The 19,646-nt window shown below is 76.0% G+C and carries 14 protein-coding genes, 1 pseudogene and 1 riboswitch; of the genes and pseudogenes, 7 read left to right on the top strand and 8 right to left on the bottom strand.

Annotated features, from left to right (window positions below; translation table 11 throughout):
• Positions 1-41: 41 nt before the first annotated feature.
• A pseudogene (locus ACFYWL_RS25815) lies at positions 42-464 on the bottom strand (hypothetical protein); the annotation flags it as partial.
• Positions 465-673: 209 nt separating this feature from the next.
• On the opposite strand from ACFYWL_RS25815, the gene ACFYWL_RS25810 reads away from it, so the two are divergent.
• The 3 genes from ACFYWL_RS25810 to ACFYWL_RS25800 all read left to right on the top strand — a co-directional run bounded on the left by ACFYWL_RS25810 (position 674) and on the right by ACFYWL_RS25800 (position 8,353).
• A complete protein-coding gene (locus ACFYWL_RS25810) occupies positions 674-3,427 on the top strand; it encodes a LuxR C-terminal-related transcriptional regulator (RefSeq protein WP_386977517.1) in 2,754 nt (917 codons plus the stop codon).
• Between the two features lie 165 nt (positions 3,428-3,592).
• On the top strand, positions 3,593-5,368 hold the full coding sequence (locus tag ACFYWL_RS25805; RefSeq protein ID WP_386977514.1) for a hypothetical protein: 1,776 nt from the start codon (positions 3,593-3,595) through the stop codon (positions 5,366-5,368).
• Between the two features lie 228 nt (positions 5,369-5,596).
• Complete coding sequence (locus ACFYWL_RS25800) at positions 5,597-8,353, top strand: cellulose binding domain-containing protein (protein ID WP_386977511.1); 2,757 nt, start codon at positions 5,597-5,599, stop codon at positions 8,351-8,353.
• Between the two features lie 212 nt (positions 8,354-8,565).
• Here the strand turns inward: ACFYWL_RS25800 and ACFYWL_RS25795 are convergent, their stop codons facing one another.
• Positions 8,566-8,994 carry a hypothetical protein gene (locus tag ACFYWL_RS25795; RefSeq protein WP_386977508.1) on the bottom strand — a complete coding sequence of 143 codons (429 nt, stop codon included), beginning with the start codon at positions 8,992-8,994 and terminating at the stop codon, positions 8,566-8,568.
• Positions 8,995-9,146: 152 nt separating this feature from the next.
• Positions 9,147-9,290, bottom strand: coding sequence for a hypothetical protein (locus tag ACFYWL_RS25790; RefSeq protein ID WP_386977505.1), 144 nt, complete (start codon positions 9,288-9,290; stop codon positions 9,147-9,149).
• 341 nt (positions 9,291-9,631) lie between these two features.
• On the opposite strand from ACFYWL_RS25790, the gene ACFYWL_RS25785 reads away from it, so the two are divergent.
• Complete coding sequence (locus ACFYWL_RS25785) at positions 9,632-9,994, top strand: STAS domain-containing protein (RefSeq protein ID WP_386977502.1); 363 nt, start codon at positions 9,632-9,634, stop codon at positions 9,992-9,994.
• Positions 9,995-10,073: 79 nt separating this feature from the next.
• On the top strand, positions 10,074-10,523 hold the full coding sequence (locus ACFYWL_RS25780; RefSeq protein ID WP_386977500.1) for an SRPBCC family protein: 450 nt from the start codon (positions 10,074-10,076) through the stop codon (positions 10,521-10,523).
• A 52-nt stretch (positions 10,524-10,575) separates the two neighbouring features.
• Here ACFYWL_RS25780 and ACFYWL_RS25775 read toward each other — a convergent pair whose 3' ends face one another.
• The 5 genes from ACFYWL_RS25775 to ACFYWL_RS25755 form a co-directional block, all read right to left on the bottom strand.
• Complete coding sequence (locus tag ACFYWL_RS25775; protein ID WP_386977497.1) at positions 10,576-11,646, bottom strand: coiled-coil domain-containing protein; 1,071 nt, start codon at positions 11,644-11,646, stop codon at positions 10,576-10,578.
• Between the two features lie 4 nt (positions 11,647-11,650).
• A riboswitch (cyclic di-AMP (ydaO/yuaA leader) is annotated at positions 11,651-11,782 on the bottom strand.
• A gap of 153 nt (positions 11,783-11,935) precedes the next feature.
• Positions 11,936-12,850 carry a cation diffusion facilitator family transporter gene (locus ACFYWL_RS25770; RefSeq protein ID WP_386977494.1) on the bottom strand — a complete coding sequence of 305 codons (915 nt, stop codon included), beginning with the start codon at positions 12,848-12,850 and terminating at the stop codon, positions 11,936-11,938.
• Positions 12,851-12,958: 108 nt separating this feature from the next.
• Positions 12,959-15,076: a HelD family protein gene (locus ACFYWL_RS25765; RefSeq protein ID WP_386977491.1), complete on the bottom strand. Its 2,118-nt coding sequence runs from the start codon at positions 15,074-15,076 to the stop codon at positions 12,959-12,961.
• A 191-nt stretch (positions 15,077-15,267) separates the two neighbouring features.
• Positions 15,268-16,191, bottom strand: a complete 924-nt coding sequence (locus ACFYWL_RS25760; RefSeq protein ID WP_386977489.1) for an alpha/beta fold hydrolase — start codon at positions 16,189-16,191, stop codon at positions 15,268-15,270.
• A 364-nt stretch (positions 16,192-16,555) separates the two neighbouring features.
• Positions 16,556-16,885 carry a hypothetical protein gene (locus tag ACFYWL_RS25755; RefSeq protein WP_282327715.1) on the bottom strand — a complete coding sequence of 110 codons (330 nt, stop codon included), beginning with the start codon at positions 16,883-16,885 and terminating at the stop codon, positions 16,556-16,558.
• 323 nt (positions 16,886-17,208) lie between these two features.
• On the opposite strand from ACFYWL_RS25755, the gene ACFYWL_RS25750 reads away from it, so the two are divergent.
• Together ACFYWL_RS25750 and ACFYWL_RS25745 are read left to right on the top strand one after the other, a co-directional pair.
• Positions 17,209-17,700 (top strand): DUF3145 domain-containing protein, encoded by a 492-nt coding sequence (locus ACFYWL_RS25750; RefSeq protein WP_043966937.1) that lies wholly within the window; start codon positions 17,209-17,211, stop codon positions 17,698-17,700.
• Positions 17,701-17,805: 105 nt separating this feature from the next.
• Positions 17,806-19,542 carry a glycoside hydrolase family 3 protein gene (locus ACFYWL_RS25745; protein ID WP_386977485.1) on the top strand — a complete coding sequence of 579 codons (1,737 nt, stop codon included), beginning with the start codon at positions 17,806-17,808 and terminating at the stop codon, positions 19,540-19,542.
• Positions 19,543-19,646: the final 104 nt, after the last annotated feature.

Raw genomic sequence — 19,646 nt, 5'->3', positions numbered from 1 at the left:
CCGGTCGGGGCGGCCCGCGTCGGCCGGGGACCCTCCAGCGGGGAGCGGTCCGCGCGCAGCAGCTCACCGGTCTCGGCGAGCTGCTTGGCCTGGCGCAGCGCCTCGCGGACCAGCGGCGCGGGGTCGTCACCGACGAGGTGCGCGGCCATCCCGGCCACCGGCACGCCGCGCACGGGCCGGGCCGCCAGCTCGGTGCCGCGCCCGCCGGGCGCGGGCCCCTGCGCCACCTCCACCGCGCCGTCGAGCCGGCGCAGCGGCTCCGGCCACCGGCCCCCGGGCAGCACCCGTTCCGGCGGCCGGTCGATCGTGACCACCTGCCACCCGTCGCGCGGGCCGGCTTCGCGCGGGCGGCCACCCCGGAAGGGCCCGCGCAGCACCCGCGCCACCGCCACCCCGGCGACCGCGCCGGCCACCACCCCGGCGGTACGGGTCAGCGCCCGACCGCCCCGCCTGCCCCGTCCCATCCGTCCCACCCGCCTCTCCGGTGCCGGCGACGGGATCGCCCCGCCGCTGGTGGGCCGTCGACACGGGGGACCGCGCGGCCGACGGCCGGTGCCCCCAGCCTCGGCGGCGGCCGGGTGAACCGGGTTCCCCCCGAAGGGGTGAACCGGCCGGGGCCGGGTAACCGCCCGCCGCACGAGCCGGGGAGGGACGGGTGGCGTGGGGGTGCCGCATGACGCAGCACGAGGTGGACGGGACGACCGTGGCGGCTCCCGGCGTCGACCCCGCTCCCGCCGCAGCGGGCGCGACGCCGCTGCTGGCGTCCCGGCTCGCGCCGACGCCGCTGCCCGAGCCGGTGCTGGTCCGGCCCCGCCTGCTGCGCCGGCTGGACGAGGGCGCCGCCGGGGCGCTCACGCTGGTCACCGCGCCCGCCGGCTGGGGCAAGACCACCCTGCTCGGGTCCTGGGCCCGGACCGTCGAGCCCGCCCCGGCGTGGGTGTCGGTCGAGGCGGGCGACACGGGCGCGCGGCTCTGGGCGTACCTGACGACTGCCCTGCGCCCGGCGGACCCGCACGCCCCCGCCGGGCCTCCCGGTGACCCGTCCCGGCCCGACCGGCTGGAGCTGCTGGCCGCCGCGCTCGCCGCCCGGGAGCGCCCGGTGCTGCTGGTCCTCGACGACGTGCACCGGGTCGCCGACCCGGCGGCGCTGACCGGCCTGGAGTTCCTGCTCCGCCACGCCGGGGGGCGGCTGCGGGTGGTGGCCGGGGCGCGCACCGACCTGCCGGCGGGGCTGCACCGGCTGCGGCTCGCCGGTGAGCTGACCACCGTGGGACCCGGCGAGCTGGCCTTCACCGACGACGAGGTGGCCGACCTGCTCGTCGCGCACGGCGTGCTCCTGCCGGCCGCGGCGGTGCCGCGGCTGCGCGCGCGCACCGGCGGCTGGCCGGCCGGGCTGCGGATGGCCGCGCTGGCCGCGCGGGACCGGCCGGACCCGGTGCGCTGGCTGGAGCAGTTCGGCGGCGACCAGCCGGACGTGGCCGGCTACCTGCGCTCGGAGGTGCTCGCCCCGCTCGACGACGCGGCCCGCGACGCGCTGCGCCGGGGCGCGGTGGCCGACGCCGTCAGCGCCGGCCTGGTCGACGCGCTGACCGGCCGGTCCGACGCCGGGCGGGCGCTGACCGCGCTGGCCGCGGCCGGCGGCTTCGTGGACCGCGACGACAGCCGGCCGCCCTGGTACCGCTGCCATCCGCTGCTGGCCGACCTGCTCCGCGCCGAGCTGGGCGAGCTGACCGCCGAGGAGCGCCGCGACCTGCACCGGCGGGCGGCCGGCTGGTACGCCGGGCACGCCCGCCCCGCCGAGGCGCTGCGGCACGCCCTCGCCGCCGGGCACTGGGACGCGGCCACCGAGCTGCTGGTCACCGGCTGGCCGGAACTCGTGCCGTACGACCGCGAGGGCGCGGGCGGGCCCGTCCCCGCCGCGCCCCCCGAGGAGGAGGTGCGGCGGGACCCCGAGCTGGCGCTGGCCGCCGCCGCCGAGCGGGCCCACGCGGGCGACCGGGACGCCGCCGCCGCGCAGCTGCGCCGGGCCGCCGGGCACGCCCGGTCGCTGCCCGTGCCGCGCCGGGACCGGTTCCGCCGGCTGGCCGTCGCGCTGGAGGTCACCCTCGCCCGGTTGACCGGCGACCCCGACGAGGTACGCCGGGCGGCGGCGCGCCTGCTCGGCACGCGTACCCCCGGGGGGTCGGCCGACGACCCGCGCACCGGCGCCGCCGACGACGCCGACGTGCGGGCGACGGCCGGCGCGGCCCTCGGCCTGGTGGCGCTCGCGGGCGGCGACCTGCGCGGCGCGGCGGCCGAGTTCGACGGCGCGCTCGCGGCGGCCCGGACCGCCGGTCGGGCCCGCACCGAGCTGCTCTGCGTGAGCCGCGCCGCGCTGCTGCACGCGGCCCTCGGCGAGCTGCGGGCGGCCGAGCGCGCCGCCGGGGAGGCCCTGGCCATGCCGCCCTGCCAGGGCTGGTCCTGCCGCACCGACTGCGCGTACGCCCACCTGGCGCTGGCCGTCGTCGCGCTGCACCGGGACCTGCCCGACGACGCGCAGGCGCACCTGGCGCTGGCCGGCCCGGCCGCCGACGAGCCGGCGGCGGCGGCGCTCGCCGCGCTGTGCCGGGCGGCGCTGCTGCGCGATCGCGGCGACCCGGCCGCCGGCCTGGGCCTGCTGTCGGCCGCCCGGGACGCGCTCGCGCCCCCGCCGCCCGCCGGCGCCGCGCCGGAGCCCGGGCGGGGCGGTGGCGCGGGGGAGCTGCGTGGCTGGCTGCTGGCGGCCGAGGCGGACCTGCGGGCCGGCCCCGGCGACCCCGGTGCCGCCCGGGAGCTGCTGACCGACGCGCTGGCCCGGCCGGACGGCCCGACCGAGGCGTCCGCCGTGGCCCTGGCCCGGGTCGAGCTGCGCGCCGGCGACCCGGCCGCCGCCGCCCGCGCCCTGCCGCCCTGGGACGGCCCCGACGCCGCCGCCTGGCCGCTGCCGGTACGCCTCGACGCGGGCGTGCTCGACGCGGTGCTCGCCGGGCGGGCCGGGGACGCCCGGCGGGCCGGGCGGACGCTGGAACGGGTCCTGGAGCTGGCCGCCGCCGAGGGGTTCCGCCGCCCGTTCACCCGCGCCGAGCCCGGGGTGCGCGACCTGCTCGCCGCGCACCTGGACTCCGGCACGGCGCACTGGCCGACGGTGAGCGACCTGGTCCGGGCGGCGCAGGAGCCGCCCGCGCGGCCGGGCCCCGCGCCGGACCGGGCGCTGGACGAGCCGCTCACCGAGCGGGAGCTGACCATCCTGCGCTACCTGCAGAGCATCCTGTCCAACGTGGAGATCGCCGCCGAGCTGTCCCTGTCGGTGAACACCGTCAAGACGCACGTGCGCAACATCTACCGCAAGCTGGACGCCACCCGCCGCCGGGAGGCCGTCCGCCGCGCCCGCGAGCTGCGCCTGATCTGACCGCCCGCCTGCGCCGGGCCCGGGGCTCGGCGGTTAGGAGGGGTCCCTTCCTATGCAGAAAGCGTTAACAAGGTGCCCCTCCTTGCAGTGATGACGGTCGACAAGACGGCGCGTGGTCCGGCACGATCTCAGGCGGCGTTGACCGTCGGGAGCGGGGAGCAGGCGATGAGTGAGGTTCGCGAGGTGGCCCCGGCCGCCGCCGCCGGGCCGCCGGCCGACGGCCGGTGGTGGGCGATGGCGGGCCGGTTGGCCCGGCACGAGTGGACCCTCGCGGTGCTCGGGTCGCTGGTGCTGGCCGTGGTGTTGACCTGGCCGACCGTGCGCGACCTGACCGGCACCATCCCGCAGGACGTCGGCGACCCGACGTTGCAGGCGTGGCAGGTCGCCTGGGGCGGGCACGCGGTGCTCACCAACCCGACGCAGCTCTGGCACTCCAACACGTTCTGGCCGGAGCCGTACACGTACGCGTACTCGGACACGCTGCTCGGCTACGCCCCGTTCGGGTTCTTCGGCGACGGGCCGGTCGCCGCCGTGGTCCGCTACAACCTGCTGTACGTGCTGGTGCACGCGCTCGCCTTCGTCGGCGCGTACGCGCTGTCGCGGCAGCTCGGCGCGGGCCGGGCGGGCGCGGCGGTGGCCGGGGCGTCCTTCGCGTACGCGCCGTGGAAGCTGGCCCAGGCCGGGCACCTGCACGTGCTCAGCGTCGGCGGGATCGCCCTGGCGCTGGCCATGCTGGCCCGGGGCCACGGCTGGTCGCTGCGGCACGGCTACCGCCCCGACCGGGTGCGCCCCGGCTGGGCGGGGGCGGGCTGGGCGGTCGCCGCCTGGCAGGTCAGCCTCGGCTTCGGCATCGGCCTGCCCTTCGCGTACGCGCTGGCGCTGATCTGCCTCGGCGCGGCCGGCGGGTACGGCTGGTCGTGGTGGCGGCGTCGGCGGCGGCCGGCGTTCGGCCGCCGGCTGCTGGTGGCGGACCTGGCCGGCGGCGTGTTCTTCGCCGGGGTGACCCTGCTGATGGCCGCGCCCTACTTCGAGGTGGTGGCCCGGCACCCGGACGGCCGGCGCACGGTCGAGCAGATCGCGATGTTCTCCCCGCCGCTGCGCGGCTTCCTCACCGCGCCGCCGGAGTCGTGGCTGTGGGGGGAGCGGCACGAGGCGGCGCGGGCCTCGCTGAGCTTCGCCGGGGAGATGACGCTGCTGCCCGGGATGGTGCTGATCGGGCTGGCCGCCGCCGGGCTGTTCGTGTCGGCGTGGCGGGTGCGGCACCGGGTGGCGCTGGCCGTCGGGGCGCTGGTGACCGTGGCGCTGGCCGCCGGCAGCACGCTGGGCGGGGACGGCGACCCGGGGTACGTCACGCTGGTGGAGCACGTGCCGGGCTGGGACGGCGTGCGCACCCCGGGCCGGCTGGTGCTGTGGACGACGCTGCTGCTGGGCGTCCTGGCCGCCGGCGCGCTGACCATCGACACCGATTCGGAGCCGGCTGCGGCGGGGAGGCCCGGTGGCGGGTGGCGGCGCTGGGGACGGCTGGTGCTGGTGCTGCCGGTGCTGCTGGTGCTCGCCGAGGGCGTCAACCGGACCCCGCACGTGCCGGCCCCGGTCGCGCCGGCGGCGATGCACGGGCTGCGCGGTCCGGCGCTGGTGCTGCCCAGCGACGGCATCCGGGAGTTCCACGTGATGCTCTGGTCCACCGACGGCTTCCCGAAGATCGTCAACGGGCTGGCGTCGTTCGTCCCGGCCAAGCAGCAGGAGATCCGGGCGGCGAGCGCGGGCTTCCCGGACGCCGCGTCCGTGGCGTACCTGCGGGGGGTCGGGGTGCGTACGGTGGTGGTGCTGCCGGCGTACACGGCGGGCACGCCGTGGCAGGGCGCGGAGCTTCGGCCGGTGGACGGGCTGGGCGTGCGGCGCGAGGCCGTCGGCGACGGGTACGTCTACCACCTCGACTGATCGGCCGTCGCCGGTCCGCCGGCCGGGCGAGTTTGTTTGGAGTGCTTCCTAACTCGGCCCGGTAGAGGTTACCGTGAATGCCTTCCTCGGCAGCGGGAGCCGCGCGTGCCGGTGGGAAGCCCGGGCAGGCTTCCCGCGCCCCGACGTCGGGTCCGGGCACGGTCGTCCGTCGACCGCCGACGTCGTGCTCGTCCCACCATCACGGGCATCCCCGAGAGGAAACCGCAGATGCGGAGAGGTCTCGTCGGCGCGGTCACCACCGTGCTGGCCGCCGCCACGGCAGTCGTGGCCGTTCAGTTCACCGTCGCCCCGTCCACCGAGGCGGTCGCGGCCGCCGCGGAGCCGTACTCGTTCAAGAACGTGCGGATCGACGGTGGCGGCTTCGTCCCCGGCGTCGTCTTCAACCCCACCGAGAAGAACCTGATCTACGCCCGCACCGACATCGGCGGCCTGTACCGCTGGGAGCAGGCCAGCCAGTCCTGGACGCCGCTGCTGGACTGGGTCGGCGCGGACAAGTGGGGCTACAACGGCGTGGTCAGCGTCGCCACCGACCCGGTGCAGACCAACCGGGTGTACGCCGCCGTCGGCATGTACACCAACGACTGGGACCCGAACAAGGGCGCGATCCTGCGTTCGTCGGACAAGGGCGCGACCTGGCAGGTCACCGAGCTGCCGTTCAAGAACGGCGGCAACATGCCCGGCCGGGGCATGGGTGAGCGCCTCGCCGTCGACCCGAACAAGAACAGCACGATCTACTACGGCGCCGAGGGCGGCAACGGCCTGTGGCGCAGCACCGACTACGGCGCGACCTGGGCCAAGGTCGCCAACTTCCCCAACGTCGGCAACTACCGGGCCGACCCGAACGACAGCACCGGCTACCAGAGCCAGAACCAGGGCCTGACCTGGGTGTCGTTCGACAAGAGCACGGGCACGGCCGGCAACGCCACCCAGACGATCTACGTCGGCGTGGCCGACAAGGCCAACCCGGTCTACCGCAGCACCAACGGCGGGGCCACCTGGGAGCGGATCCCCGGCCAGCCGACCGGCTACCTCGCCCACAAGGGCGTCGTGGACCCGGTGGGCGGCTACCTGTACATCGCCACCAGCGACACCGGCGGCCCGTACGACGGGGCCAAGGGCGACGTGTGGAAGTTCAACCGGGCCACCGGCGCGTGGACGCAGATCAGCCCGATCCCGTCGTCCAGCTCCGACGCCTACTTCGGCTACTCCGGCCTGACCATCGACCGGCAGAAGCCGAACACCCTGATGGTGGCCACCCAGATCTCCTGGTGGCCGGACGCGATCTTCTGGCGCAGCACCGACGGGGGCGCGACCTGGTCCCGGATCTGGGAGTTCACCAGCTACCCGGACCGCAGCAAGAAGTACACCATGGACATCTCCTCGGTGCCGTGGCTGACCTTCGGCACCAACCCGGCCCCGCCGGAGGAGACGCCGAAGCTGGGCTGGATGAACGAGTCGGTCGAGATCGACCCGCACGACTCCAACCGGTTCATGTACGGCACCGGCGCGACCATCTACGGCAGCACCGACCTGACCAAGTGGGACACCGGCGGCCAGTTCACCATCAAGCCGATGGTCAAGGGCCTGGAGGAGACCGCCGTGTTCGACCTGGTCAGCCCGCCCACCGGGGCCCCGCTGGTCAGCGCGCTCGGCGACCTCGGCGGCTTCCGGCACACCGACCTCGACGCCGTGCCGGCGAAGATCTTCAGCCAGCCGGTCTTCACCAGCACCACCAGCATCGACTACGCCGAGACCAACCCGGCCGTGCTGGTGCGGGCCGGCAACTTCACCGACGCCGACCGCCCCAACGACAGCCACGTCGCGTTCTCCACCGACGGCGGGGCCAACTGGTTCCAGGGCAGCGAGCCGGGCGGGATCAACAACGGCGGCACCGTCGCCGCGTCCGCCGACGGCAGCCAGTTCGTCTGGTCGCCGGCCGACCCCGGCCAGCAGGTCGTCCGCTCGGTGGGCTTCGGCAACTCGTGGACCGCGGCGACCGGCATCCCGGCCAACGCCGTCGTCGAGTCCGACCGGGTCAACAAGAACAAGTTCTACGGCTTCTCCGGCGGCAAGTTCTACGTCAGCAGCAACGGCGGGGCGAGCTTCACCGCGTCGGCGGCCACCGGGCTGCCGAGCACCGGGAACGTGAAGTTCAAGGCGGTGCCCGGCAAGGAGGGCGACATCTGGCTGGCCGGCGAGGGCGGGCTGTGGCGTTCGACCGACTCCGGGGCCACCTTCGTCAAGCAGGCCGGGGTGTCGTCGGCGGTGAACGTGGGCTTCGGCAAGGCGGCCCCCGGGCAGACGTACCCGGCGGTGTTCACCTTCGGCACCGTCGACGGGCAGGCCGGCCTGTTCCGGTCGGACAACACCGGCGCGGCCTGGGTCCGGATCAACGACGACAGGCACCAGTACGGCAACGCGGGCGAGGCGCTGACCGGCGACCCGCGCGTCTACGGGCGGGCCTACCTGGGCACCAACGGGCGGGGCATCATCGTCGCCGACCGGCTCGGCGGGACGACCACCCCGCCGGCCACGACGCCGCCGGCCACCACCCCGCCGGCGACGACCCCGCCGGCCACCACCCCGCCGGCGACGACCCCGCCGGCCACCACGCCTCCGGTCACGACGCCTCCGGCGACGGGCACGCCCGTTCCGGCCGGGGCCTGCTCGGCGACGTACAAGGTGACCACCTCCTGGTCCGGCGGCTTCCAGGGCGAGGTGACCGTGAAGAACAACAGCGGCACGCCGAAGAGCTTCTGGGGAGTGGTCTGGAACTTCCCCGGCGGCCAGCAGATCACCCAGCTCTGGGGCGGCACCTACACCCAGACCGGGGCGCAGGTCGTGGTGCGGGACGCGGGCTGGAACGGGACGCTGCCCGTCGGCGGCAGCACCACCTTCGGCTTCGTCGCCAGCGGGACCGGGGCTGACTCGACCCCGGCGATCCTGACCTGCACGGCCAACTGACCGCCACCTGACCGCCCCGCGCGGGCCCGAAACCCCGGGCCGGCCTCCCCGCACGGAGGCCGGCCCGGTTCACGTCTCGAAGGGCCTCGGGTGCTCGCCGGGCCTCAGGGTCCTCGCCCGAGCCTCGGGCGCTCCTCGGCGGGGCCTCGGGGTCCTCGCCCGGGCCTCGGGCGCTCCTCGGCGGACCGGCGGCGACGGCCGGCCGTCCAGGCTCAGCCGTCCAGGCCGACCGGGGAGTTGGGCCGGTCGACGTCGACGAACTCGATCTCCTCGACGTCGCGCTCGCCCCGACGCCCGGCGGCCCGCGCCGCCGAGCCGGCGGCCCAGCCGATCGCCGCGCCGGCCAGGGCGGCCCCGATCAGCAGCCCCCAGGGCAGGGCGGGCCGGCGACCGGCGAGCGCGTCGAAGGCCAGCACCGCCCGGCGGCGCGCCTCGTCGGCCGCGGAGCCGACCAGCTCACCCGCGGAGCCGACCAGGTCGCCCGCGTCGTCGGCGAGACCCGAGCCGCTGCGCCGGGCGGAGCGGGCGGTGCCGCGGACGCTGTCGCCGGCGGAGACGACGGCGGAGGCCAGGTGCTGCCACGCCTGGTCGGCGATCCGCTCGGGCTTGCTGCGGCGCTCCAGCAGGTTGGTTCCGAACATCGTGCTACCTCCTCGGGTGCCGAAGCTTGCGGCCACTTCGGACTGCGGCGTGAGACCGGTGGGCGGTCCGCCGGCACGCCCGGCGCGGTCCGCCCACCGGGGCAGTGCCCCGCCCGCCGCCGCCGCAAACCCCCGGCGTGCCGGCCGTGCCCTCAGCGTACGGACACCACCGCCGAGCCCCGGGCGAAGTCGTCGTCGTCATCGTCATCGTCGTCCCCGGCGCCGCCGAAGCCGCAGGCCAGCATGAGTGCGAGCAGCGCGCCGACGCCGGCCAGGCCGGCCAGTCTCCGGATCATCAGGTGGTCCCTTCCGTGTCACGGGTGTGGACGCCGCCGATGCTAGGCGGGGCGGGCAACGGCGGCGAGTCGCGCGGGTGGCGGCCGGGTGGGGCACACGCCCGAAGTGCGGGGTGCGCGCAAAGGTCGGAGGAGACCGCTACCCTGGGTCGGCGACACCGGCCCCGGGCCGGTCGTCCGGCAAACAGGATCTGAAAAGTCCGGATAAGGGCAACGTGTTTTGCCCTGATCCACGAATTGCTCATCCCGAGGGGTGGCGACCGAGGCCATCGGAGGAATACTCTCGGTCGCGGCCCGCGTACTGATGAGGCGCCCGTCAACGGGCGAGTGGAGGTGCTCGCGTGAGCCTGTCGATCGTGAAGTCGGTTCTTTCCGGTGGTGTCATCGAGATCGCCCCGCGCGGCGAGATCGACGTCGACACCGCGTACGAGGTGCGTGAAGCCATCGCCGAGGTGCTCACCAAGGGCCGGCCCGCCCGCATCGAGCTGAACATGCGCCTCGTCACCTTCATCGACTCGGTCGGCATCAGCGCGATGGTGGCCGGCTTCCAGACCGCCGAGGTCAGCGGGGTGAAGCTGATCGTCACCGAGCCGAGCCGGTTCGTGCACCGGCAGCTCTGGGTGACCGGCCTGCTCGGGCTGTTCGGCGCCCCCGAGCCCTACCTCGCCGGCACGGCCACCCCCGAGGTGCTGCCGGGCGCCTGACGAGGCCGCCGACGCTGGTTTCCGGTGCCGGGGCGGCCCGACTCTTCCCCCACGCCCCCGGGTGGGGGACGATCGACGGATGCCCCGGCGCGACAGCTTCCAGTACTCGGTCCAGGCCCGCTGCCCGCGGGCCGAGGCGGTGGCGCTGCTCAGCGACCCCGCCCGGCAGACCGAGCTGCATCCGTTGATCACGCGGGTGCGCCGGCTGCCGCCCCGGCCGGGCGCCCTGGCCAGCTACGCGATCACCGACCAGCTCGCCGCCGGGCCGCTGCGCTTCGGCGTGACATACCAGGCGGACGTGCTGGTGGTGACCGACGACGAGATCGTCACGGTGGCCCGGCAGCGGCCCTCCACGACGGTGCGTAATCACACGCGGCTGCGCGACGAGCCGGACGGCCTGCTCCGCGTCGACGTGGAGATCACCCTGGCCGCGCCGACGCCGCTGTTCACGTACGCCTTCCGGCAGGCCCGCTCGGCGCACCTCGGGCTGGCCCGCCGGCTCGGCGAGGTGCTTGGTCGCACGGCGTAGCGCCCCGGGCGGCCCGCCCCGACGGGGGAGGGCCGCCCGGGGCGGGCGCGGGTCAGATCACCGACAGGTGCACGTGGTTGGTGTGGTCGCTGGACGGGTCCCCGTTTCCGCCGCTGTACGCCTTCCAGCCGCTGCTGGGCAGCCAGATCTGCTTGAACCAGATCACGTACAGCACGGCGAGCCGGTCGGCGTTGCGCACGAAGTACGCCGCCAGGTTGTTGCCGTAGGTGCGGTCCCCGCCCGTGGCCACGCCGCCGAAGCCGCCCTTCTGCGCGGCGAAGTCGCAGGCCCGGCCCTTCGGGTGCTCGCCGGAGCCACCGGGCCGGTAGCAGGAGACGTACCGGGTGAAGCCGGCGGCCTTGGCCTGGTTGAGCGCGTGCAGGGTGCGCGGGGTGATGCAGCCGTTGGCCGGGGTGGGATCGTTGACGCTGCACGACTCCGCCGGCCAGGAGCCGTCGGCGTTGCGCTTCGCGGGGGTGGCGTTCGCGCTGGAGGAGCCGCCCGGGCTGGACCCGCCGCCGCTGCTGCTGGCCTTGTTGTTGGCCACGGTGAGGGCCCGCTCGGCCTGCTCCTTGCGCTTGCCCATCAACGCGACCTGCTTGCGCTGCTCGCGGATCTCGCCGTCGAGGGCCTGCCGGGTCTTCGTCGCCTCGTCCCGGGTGGTCAGCAGCTCGCGCAGCGCCCGGTCCTCGTTCGCGGCGATCGTGTCGAGCGCGGCGGCCCGGTCGAGGAACCCCTCGGGGGAGCTGCTGTCGAGCAGCACCGAGGCGGCGGTGAGCCGGCCCTTCTTGTACGCCACCCCGGCGATCTCGCCGACCTTGGCGCCCCGGGTGACCAGCTCGGCCTCGACCGTCTTGAGCTGGCCGCCGAGCTGCTGCTGCCGCTTCACCGACCGGTCGAGGGCGGTCTTGGCCTCCAGGTAGCCCTTGCTCGCCGCCTCGAGCTGGGCGCGCAGGGCGGGCGTGCCGCCCTCCTCGTCGTCGCCGGGTGCGGCGAGCAGGCCGACGGGCGGCGCGGCCCCGGCCGGCGTCACCGGCGCGACCCCGAGACCGACGGCGAGCGTCAGCGCCAGCGCCGCCGCCACCCGGGCGGCGATCCTTCCTACAGGTGCCACTACTGGCATGTGCGTGTCCTTCCGTCAGCCGCCGACCGGGTTAGCTGACGGGTTCGGGACGGAAGATCCCTACCGCTCTGGAGCGGATGCACCCCACACACATGGTTCCCCGGCTCGCCCGCGGGCGATTAGGCGGCGGCCACCACAGGCGCCGGAGGGCGCCGCCCGGCGATGGCCGGGGCCGAGCCTACCGGTGCGTGTGGGGCCAGCGCTGCCTCCGTGACGGAGGGTACGCGGATGAAACCTGTCAAGTCGGCCATTCGACCGCGAATGTCGCGAAAATTGATGGCTCTCGGTCTCACCAGCCGGCCGGCCCGCAGCCGTCGCGGGACGCTCCGGGCTCGACCTGCAACGTGGCGTGCTCGATGTGGAAGTCCTCGTGCAGGGCGGTGCGGGCGGCGGTCAGCACCGCGCCGACCTCCGCGCCGGGCGCCATGGTCAGGTGCGCCGAGGCGACCTCCATGCCGGAGGTCAGCGTCCAGACGTGCAGGTCGTGCACCTCGACCACGCCGGGCACGGCGGCCAGCCGGTCGTGCACGGCGGTCACCTGGAGGTGCTCCGGCGCGGCCTGCACCAGGATGCGCACCGCGGCCCGCCCGAGCCGCCAGGTGCGGGGCAGGATGAACACGCCGATCGCGACGGCCACCGCCGGGTCCGCCCACCACCAGCCCGTGGCCATGATCAACACGGCCGCCCCGATCACGCCGACCGACCCGAGCAGGTCGCCCAGCACCTCCAGGTACGCCCCGCGCAGGTTGATGCTCTCCTTCGCCCCGCTGCGCAGCAGGGCGAACGCGGCGACGTTGGCGAGCAGGCCCAGCACCGCCACCACGAGCATCGGGCCGGTGGTCACCTCGGGCGGGTCGCCGAAGCGCCGGACGGCCTCGACCAGGACGTAGACGGCGACGCCGCTGAGCAGCAGGGCGTTGCCGAGCGCGGCGAGCACCTCCAGCCGGTAGAGCCCGAAGGTGCGCTGCGGGTCGGCGGTGGCCCGGCGGGTGGCGGTGATCGCGGCGAGCGCCATGCCGATGCCGAGCACGTCGGTGAACATGTGCCCGGCATCGGAGAGCAGCGCCAGCGAGCCGGTGCCGAGCGCGGTCGTCGCCTCGACGATCATCAGCGCGGCGAGCAGCGCGAACGCCGCCCAGAGCCGCCCCGAGTGGCGGGCCGACACGTTCGCCGCCCCGTGGTGGTGGTCATGCCCTGCGCCCACGCCCACACCCTCCGTCCGTGACCCCTCGACCGGCCCAATCTATGCTCACATCGCAATATGTGCAAGTGATCGACAGCGGTCCGGCCAGGGCACGGCCGGGGCGGGCGGTCAGCCCGTCGGGTCGATGGTGACGAGGCGCTGGGTCGCCCGGGACAGCGCCACGTACAGCGTCCGCACGCCCGAGCCCGGGTCGGCCCGGATCTCGCCCGGGGCGACCAGCACCACCCCGTCGTACTCCATGCCCTTGGCCTGGAGGCTGGTCACCACCTGCAGGCGCGGCGCGGCCCGGCCCGCCAGCCAGCCCGCGACCTCGTCGCGGCGCGGCACCGGCGTGATCACCCCGACCGTGCCCTCCACCTCGCCGAGCAGGTCGCCGACCGCCGCGACGGTCGCCGCCGCCAGCCCGGCCGCCGGCACGGTCAGCTCGACCGGGGCCACGCCGGTGGACCGCACCGCCCGGGGCAGCGCCAGGTCCGGGTAGAGCCGGCGGATCTCCGCCGCCGCCACCGCGAAGATCTCCGCCGAGTTGCGGTAGTTGGTGGTCAGCTCGAACTCGTGCCGCCGCCGGCGGCCCAGCGCCGCGTCCCGCGCCCGGGTCAGCTCCTGCGGGTCCCCCGTCCACGCGGTCTGCGCCGGGTCGCCCACCACCGTCCAGGACGCCAACCGGCCGCGCCGGCCGATCATCCGCCACTGCATCGGCGACACGTCCTGCGCCTCGTCGACCACCACGTGCGCGAAGTCGCGGTAGTCCTCCGGCCGCTCCCGGGCCGCCTGGCGCGCCGCCCGCTGCCGGTCGGCGTGCGTGCTCAGCTCGCGTACGCCCCCGGCGAGCTGGAACGGGTCGCGCTTCGCCCGCTTCGGCTGCACCGGCTTGCCCAGCAGCGCGTCCAGCTCGTCGAGCAGGGCGATGTCGGCGATCGTGAGCCCCTCGGCGTCCAGCGTCCGGTACGCCTCGACGAGCAGGCCGACCTCCGCCCGGGACAGCACCCCGGCGGCGTACCGCCGCAGCCGGTCGGGACGGGCCAGCCAGCCCAGCACGTGCCGGGGATGCAGCCGCGGCCACCACGCCTTGAGGAACTCGCGGAACTCGGGCCGCTCGGCGATCTCGTCCTCGAACGCGCGCTGCTCCGGCAGCCGGCCGATGCCCAGCCGCCGGGCCTGGGCCCACAGCGCCGCGAACACCCCGTCGAAGCCCGCCCGGCGCGACTCGTTGCGGCGGGCCCCCCGGCCCAGCGCCCGGTCCCGGATGCCGTCGAGCTCCCGGCGGTCGAGCCGCAGCAGCTCGCCCCGGTAGAGCAGGCGCAGCTCGCCCGGCCCGCCCGGCACCGCGTCCCGCGCCGCCCGCTCCAGCACCCGGCGCATCCGCAGCGACCCCTTCACCGCCGCCACCTCCGGCGGGTCGGTGCGCGTCGCGCCCATCCCTGGGAACAGCGATCCGAGCGAGCGCAACGTCGCCGTCTCCTCGCCCAGCGACGGCAGCACCGAGGCGATGTACTCCACGAACACCGCCGACGGGCCCACCACCAGGATGCCGCCGCCGGCGTAGCGGCTGCGGTCGGAATAGAGCAGGTACGCCGCCCGGTGCAGGGCCACCGCCGTCTTGCCCGTGCCCGGCCCGCCCGAGACGATCGTGACCCCGGAGGCGGGGGAGCGGATCGCCTCGTCCTGCTCGCGCTGGATCGTGGCCACGATGTCCCGCATCCCCCGGCCCGTGGCCCGGGACAGGGTTGCCAGCAGCCCGCCGTCGCCCACCACCGCCATGTCCGGCGGGGCCGCCGCCGGGTCCAGCAGGTCGTCCTCGATCCGGGTCACCCGCTCCGCCGCCGAGGAGATGGTGCGCCGCCGCACCACGCCCAGCGGCTGGGCGGGCGTCGCCTGGTAGAAGGCGGCGGCGGCCGGGGCCCGCCAGTCGACCACGAGGGTCTCGGCGTCCTCGCCGCGCACCCCGAGCCGCCCCACGTGCAGCACCTGCCCCTCCCGCAGGTCCAGCCGGCCGAAGACCAGCCCCTCGTGTTCGGCGTCGAGCACGTGCCGGCGCTGGGCGGCGTGGAAGACCATCGCGTCCCGCTCGACGAGCGCCCCGAAGTTGCCCACCCGGGCCAGGCGGTAGCCGTCCTTCTCGGCCTGCGCGGCAAAGCGGCGCAGCTCGGCGAGGCGGGCGTACACCCGGTCGAGGTGCCGCTGCTCGGCGGCGATCTCCTGCTCCAGGGTCGTGCGGTCGGTCAACGTACGGGCTCCTCGCAGACGGCGGCGTCGGCCGCGCCAGGGGCGCGGCGGCGCGCCGGGGTGACCGGGTGAGGGTACGGCCAGCAGCCGACGGCTTCGCGGGGCCATGCCGCCGCCGCGATCCACCCCACGTCCCGGGCGGCCCCTGGTCAGCGCCGGCGCGGCCCCGGTCAGGTCCGGTGCGGCCCCCGTCAGCGCCGCGCGGACGCCTCCCGCGCGCCCGCCAGCGCCCGGCCCAGCACCTCGGCCAGGGCCGCGTTCACCTGCTCGGGCCGCTCCATCATCAGCATGTGCCCCGCGCCCGGGCAGACCGTCAGCGCCGTCGCCGGCAGGGCCGCCGCGATCGACTCGGCGCACGGCGGCGGGGTGAGCCGGTCCCGGTCGCCGACCAGCGCCGCCGCCGGCAGGTGGGCCAGCGCCGCGAGGGTGTCCAGCCGGTGCTGGGCCCCGATCGACGCCCGGAACCCGCCGATCGAGCGGAGCGTGGCCCGGGCCACCGCCGACGTGACCAGCCGGATGTCGGTCGGGTCGCAGCGGTCGCCGAAGAGCATCCAGCGGATGCTGGGCCGCAGGGCGCGCAGCAGCGCCCGGGGCGGACGCCACGCGCCGCAGCGGGCCAGCACCCCCGCCCCGGTGGTCTCGGCCAGCCGGATCAGCCGGGCGATGCGGGGGGAGAGGCCGTACACGGTGTGGGTGTGCCCCTCGGCGGTGGTCGAGACGAACACCAGCCCCGCCGCGCGGGCGGCGAAGTGCCCGGGGTGCCGGTGCGCGTACTCCATGATCGTCATGCCGCCCATGGAGTGCCCGGCCAGCACCACCGGCCCGGCCGGGGCGACTGCGTCGAGCACGGCGGCCAGGTCGTCGCCGAGCTGGGCCAGGGTGGCGGTACGCAGCGCCATGCAGCCGGACCGACCGTGCCCCCGGGCGTCGTAGGTGACCACCCGGACCCGGTCGCCGAACCGCTCGCGCAGGGCGGCGAGCTGCCGGTGCCAGCTGCGCCCGTCCAGCGTCCAGCCGTGCAGCAGGACAACGGTGACCTCGGCGTCGGCCGGCCCGGACGCCTCCACGTGCAGGCGCACGTCGTCTGCGAGCCGCACCTCCACGTGTTCCGGCATCGCCGCCTCCCCTCGGGCCGCCACGGAAACGTCACCCCCGGGTGACCCGGCGGTAACAAACCGACTACCCGCCATGACATCACGCCAACCCTGTGCAAGGAAGGGCCCCTTCTTAACGCCTGCGGTAGAGAAGGGTCCCCTTCTCACGCACCCGCGGCCCGGCGGCGGGGCGCGGCCCGGCGGGCGCGGGCCGGCGGAGGCGGGCCGGCGGAGGCGGGCCGAGGTGGGGGCCGCGGACGCGGCCCGGCGGAGGTGGGGCGGGGGCGGGCGCAGACGGCGAACCGCCCGCCGGGTGGCCCGGCGGGCGGTTCGGTGTGGCGCAGGTGAAGCGGTTGGCGCAGGTGAAGCCGTGTCGCGGGCGGGCTCAGCCGCCGAAGACGCCGGCCTCGGCGAGGCGCTTCTCGGTGGCGTCCCAGCCGTGGTCCGGGTGGGCGGCGGCGAGGTTGTTCAGCTCGGCCCGGATCTTGGCGGCGTGGCCGGCGGCGGCCAGCGTCCGGATCTCCTCGACGAAGGCGTCGGAGTCGGTGCGCAGGTGCGCGGTCTTGCCGTTGGTCAGGTTCCGCACGTAGGCGTGCTTGCCGCCGTTGAGCGGGATCAGGTACTTGAACTCGCCCAGCACGCTGAGGGCCCCACCCTGGCCAGCCTGGCCGGCCCGGACTGACGCGCGCGCGGTCTTAGAGGTGTTGCTCGCCACGGAGGTACTCCTTGGAGACGTACGGGAGGACGGGAACGTCCGGGGGCTGTGACGGGTGACGCCCGGGAAGACCTCGACCCGTCGAAGATGTGCGCGGCACAAGCCGCCGAGAGAACTGTACACGACCACGATGCCTGGCCGGTCACCGTGACTGTCACCAGGACACAACCGGGGCCACCGGCCCGACATTCCGCCCCGGCCGGGGCGGCGAATTCTGCGATTCCCTGGCGCACCATCCGTCCCACCAGTCATCATGTGTTCCAACAGCCACTCGGGTGTCGAGGTCGTAGGGGAAGACGCACCTCGCTCTCCGGGAGGTCACCGTGCCAACGCGTGGCGTCGTATACGTCCACTCCACCCCGCTCGCCGTGTGCTCACACGTCGAGTGGGCGATCGCGCGCGTCCTCGCCGCGCCGGTCAACCTGCAGTGGACGGCCCAGCCCGTCGACCCCGGCGCCCGCCGGGCCGAGTGCGGGTGGACCGGTCGCCCGGGGACGGGCGCCGAGCTGGCTGCTGCCCTCCGGCAGTGGCCCATGATCCGTTTCGAGGTGACCGAGGAACCCAGCGCGGGCGTCGACGGCGAACGCTTCATGTACGTTCCGGGGCGGGGCCTGTTCCGGGCCACCGTCGGCGCGGCCGGCGACATCCAGCTCGGCGAGGACCGGCTGCGCGGCATCATGGCCGCCGCCCGGGCCCCCGAGGCCCTCGCGCACGCGCTCGACAAGGCGCTCGGCACCGCCTGGGACGCCGAGCTGGAGCCCTACCGGTACGCGGGCGACGGCGCCCCGGTGACGCTGCTCACCCGCGTCGGCTGAGCGCCGCCCCTCGCGCGTCCCACCCGACGTGGCCGGCCACCCGCCCGGCCCCGGCGCGGCGGCTTGACCGGGCCGAGTTGCCCCGATAAGGGGTGAACTGGTGGGATGGACCGCGTGTCGAACTCCCCGCGACGTGCCGGCGTCGCGCTCGCCGCCCTGACCGCCGTGCTGCTCACCGGGTGCACGAAGGAGCCGGACCGGCCCCGCCCCGCCCCGTCGGCCAGCGCCGTCGCGGCCGACCCGACCCCGTCGGGCGCGCCGGCCGCGACCACCGACCCGGCCGCCCGCGCCGCCGCCCTGGTCGGCACCCTCGCCGACGAGGACCTGGTCGGCCAGGTGCTGATGCCCTACGCGTACGGCGACAACGCCACGAAGGTCTCCACCGGCTCCGCCGCCGGCAACCGGGCCCTCGCCGGGGTGGACACCCCGGCCGAGATGGTGGCGAAGTACCGGCTGGGCGGGCTCATCCTGGTCGGCTTCAGCGCCGACGACCCGACCTCCGGCAACCAGGAGACCACCAACGTCGACAACCCGCAGCAGGTCCGCGAGCTGACCGCGGGGCTGCGCGACGCCGCCGGGAAGCTGCCCGCCGGCGCGGCGCCGCTGCTGATCGGCACCGACCAGGAGTACGGGGTGGTCACCCGGATTACCGACGGGGTCACCCTGCTGCCCAGCCCGCTGGCCGCCGGGGCGGCCGGGGACCCGGCGCTGACCGAGGCCGCCTGGCGGGCCGCCGGCCAGGAGCTGGCCGCGATGGGGATCAACCTGGACTTCGCCCCCGTCGCCGACGTGCTGGTCACCCGCAGCACGGTGATCGGCTCCCGGTCGTTCGGCGCGGACCCGAAGCGCGCCTCGGCGCAGGTGGCCGGCGCGGTGCGCGGGTTGCAGGGCGCCGGGGTGGCGGCCAGCGTCAAGCACTTCCCGGGCCACGGCCTGAGCGCCGCCGACTCCCACGAGGAGCTGCCGGTGATCGACCAGAGCCGCAAGGTCCTCGACTCCACGGCGTTCCCGCCGTTCTCCGCCGGCATCGACGCCGGTGCCCTCGCCGTGATGTCCGCCCACCTCGACGTCACCGCCGTCGACCCGGGCACCCCGGCGACGTTCTCCCACAAGCTCCTCACCGGCGTGCTGCGCGGCCAGCTCGGCTTCCAGGGCGTGGTGATCACCGACGGCATGAACATGGCCCCCGCCAAGCGCTGGTCGCCGGGGGAGGCGGCGGTGCGGGCGCTCAAGGCCGGCAACGACCTGATCCTGATGCCGCCCAACGTCACCCAGGCGTACGACGGGCTGCTCGCCGCCCTGCGCGACGGCTCGCTGCCCCGGGCCCGGCTGGTCGAGGCGGTGACCCGGGTGCTGACCATGAAGTTCACCCTGGCCGGCACGCCCGCCCCGGCGATGTCCACCCTGAACGACGCGGAGCACCGTAGGGCCGCCGAGGCGCTTGCCGCCGGCGCGGTCACCATGCTGCGCGGCTCCTGCACGAAGGGGGTCGCCGCCCCCGTCACGGTCACCTCCTCCGGCGGCCGGGAGAAGACCCGCGACCTGCTGACGCAGGCGCTCACCGCCGCCGGGGTGCAGGTGGTGCCGAGCGGCGGCACCCGGGTCCACCTCGTCGGGTACGGCGACGGCAGCGGCGACCTCGCCGCCGACGCCGCGGTGACCGTCGCGATGGACACCCCGTACGTGCTGGCGAAGGCGAAGTCGCCGACGCTGCTGGCCACCTACTCCTCCAGCGCCGCGTCGATGACCGCCCTGGCGAACGTGCTCGCCGGCCGGGCCCGCCCGACCGGCCGCTCCCCGGTGCCGGTGCCGGGGCTACCCGCGACGACCTGCGGAAACTGACCCCAGCCGGCGGCCGGCGGTCGGCGCGCGAGGGCCCTGCGGGCCGGGCCCGGCTGGTAGCGTGCGGCTGTCCGAGCGCCGCAGACGAGACGGAGGCGAGCCCC

The organism is Micromonospora sp. NPDC002575 (genome assembly GCF_042889525.1).
Lineage (GTDB): Bacteria > Actinomycetota > Actinomycetes > Mycobacteriales > Micromonosporaceae > Micromonospora > Micromonospora carbonacea.
The sequence above is the reverse complement of the archived record's forward strand: the minus strand, read 5'-3'. Positions and strand labels throughout refer to the sequence as shown.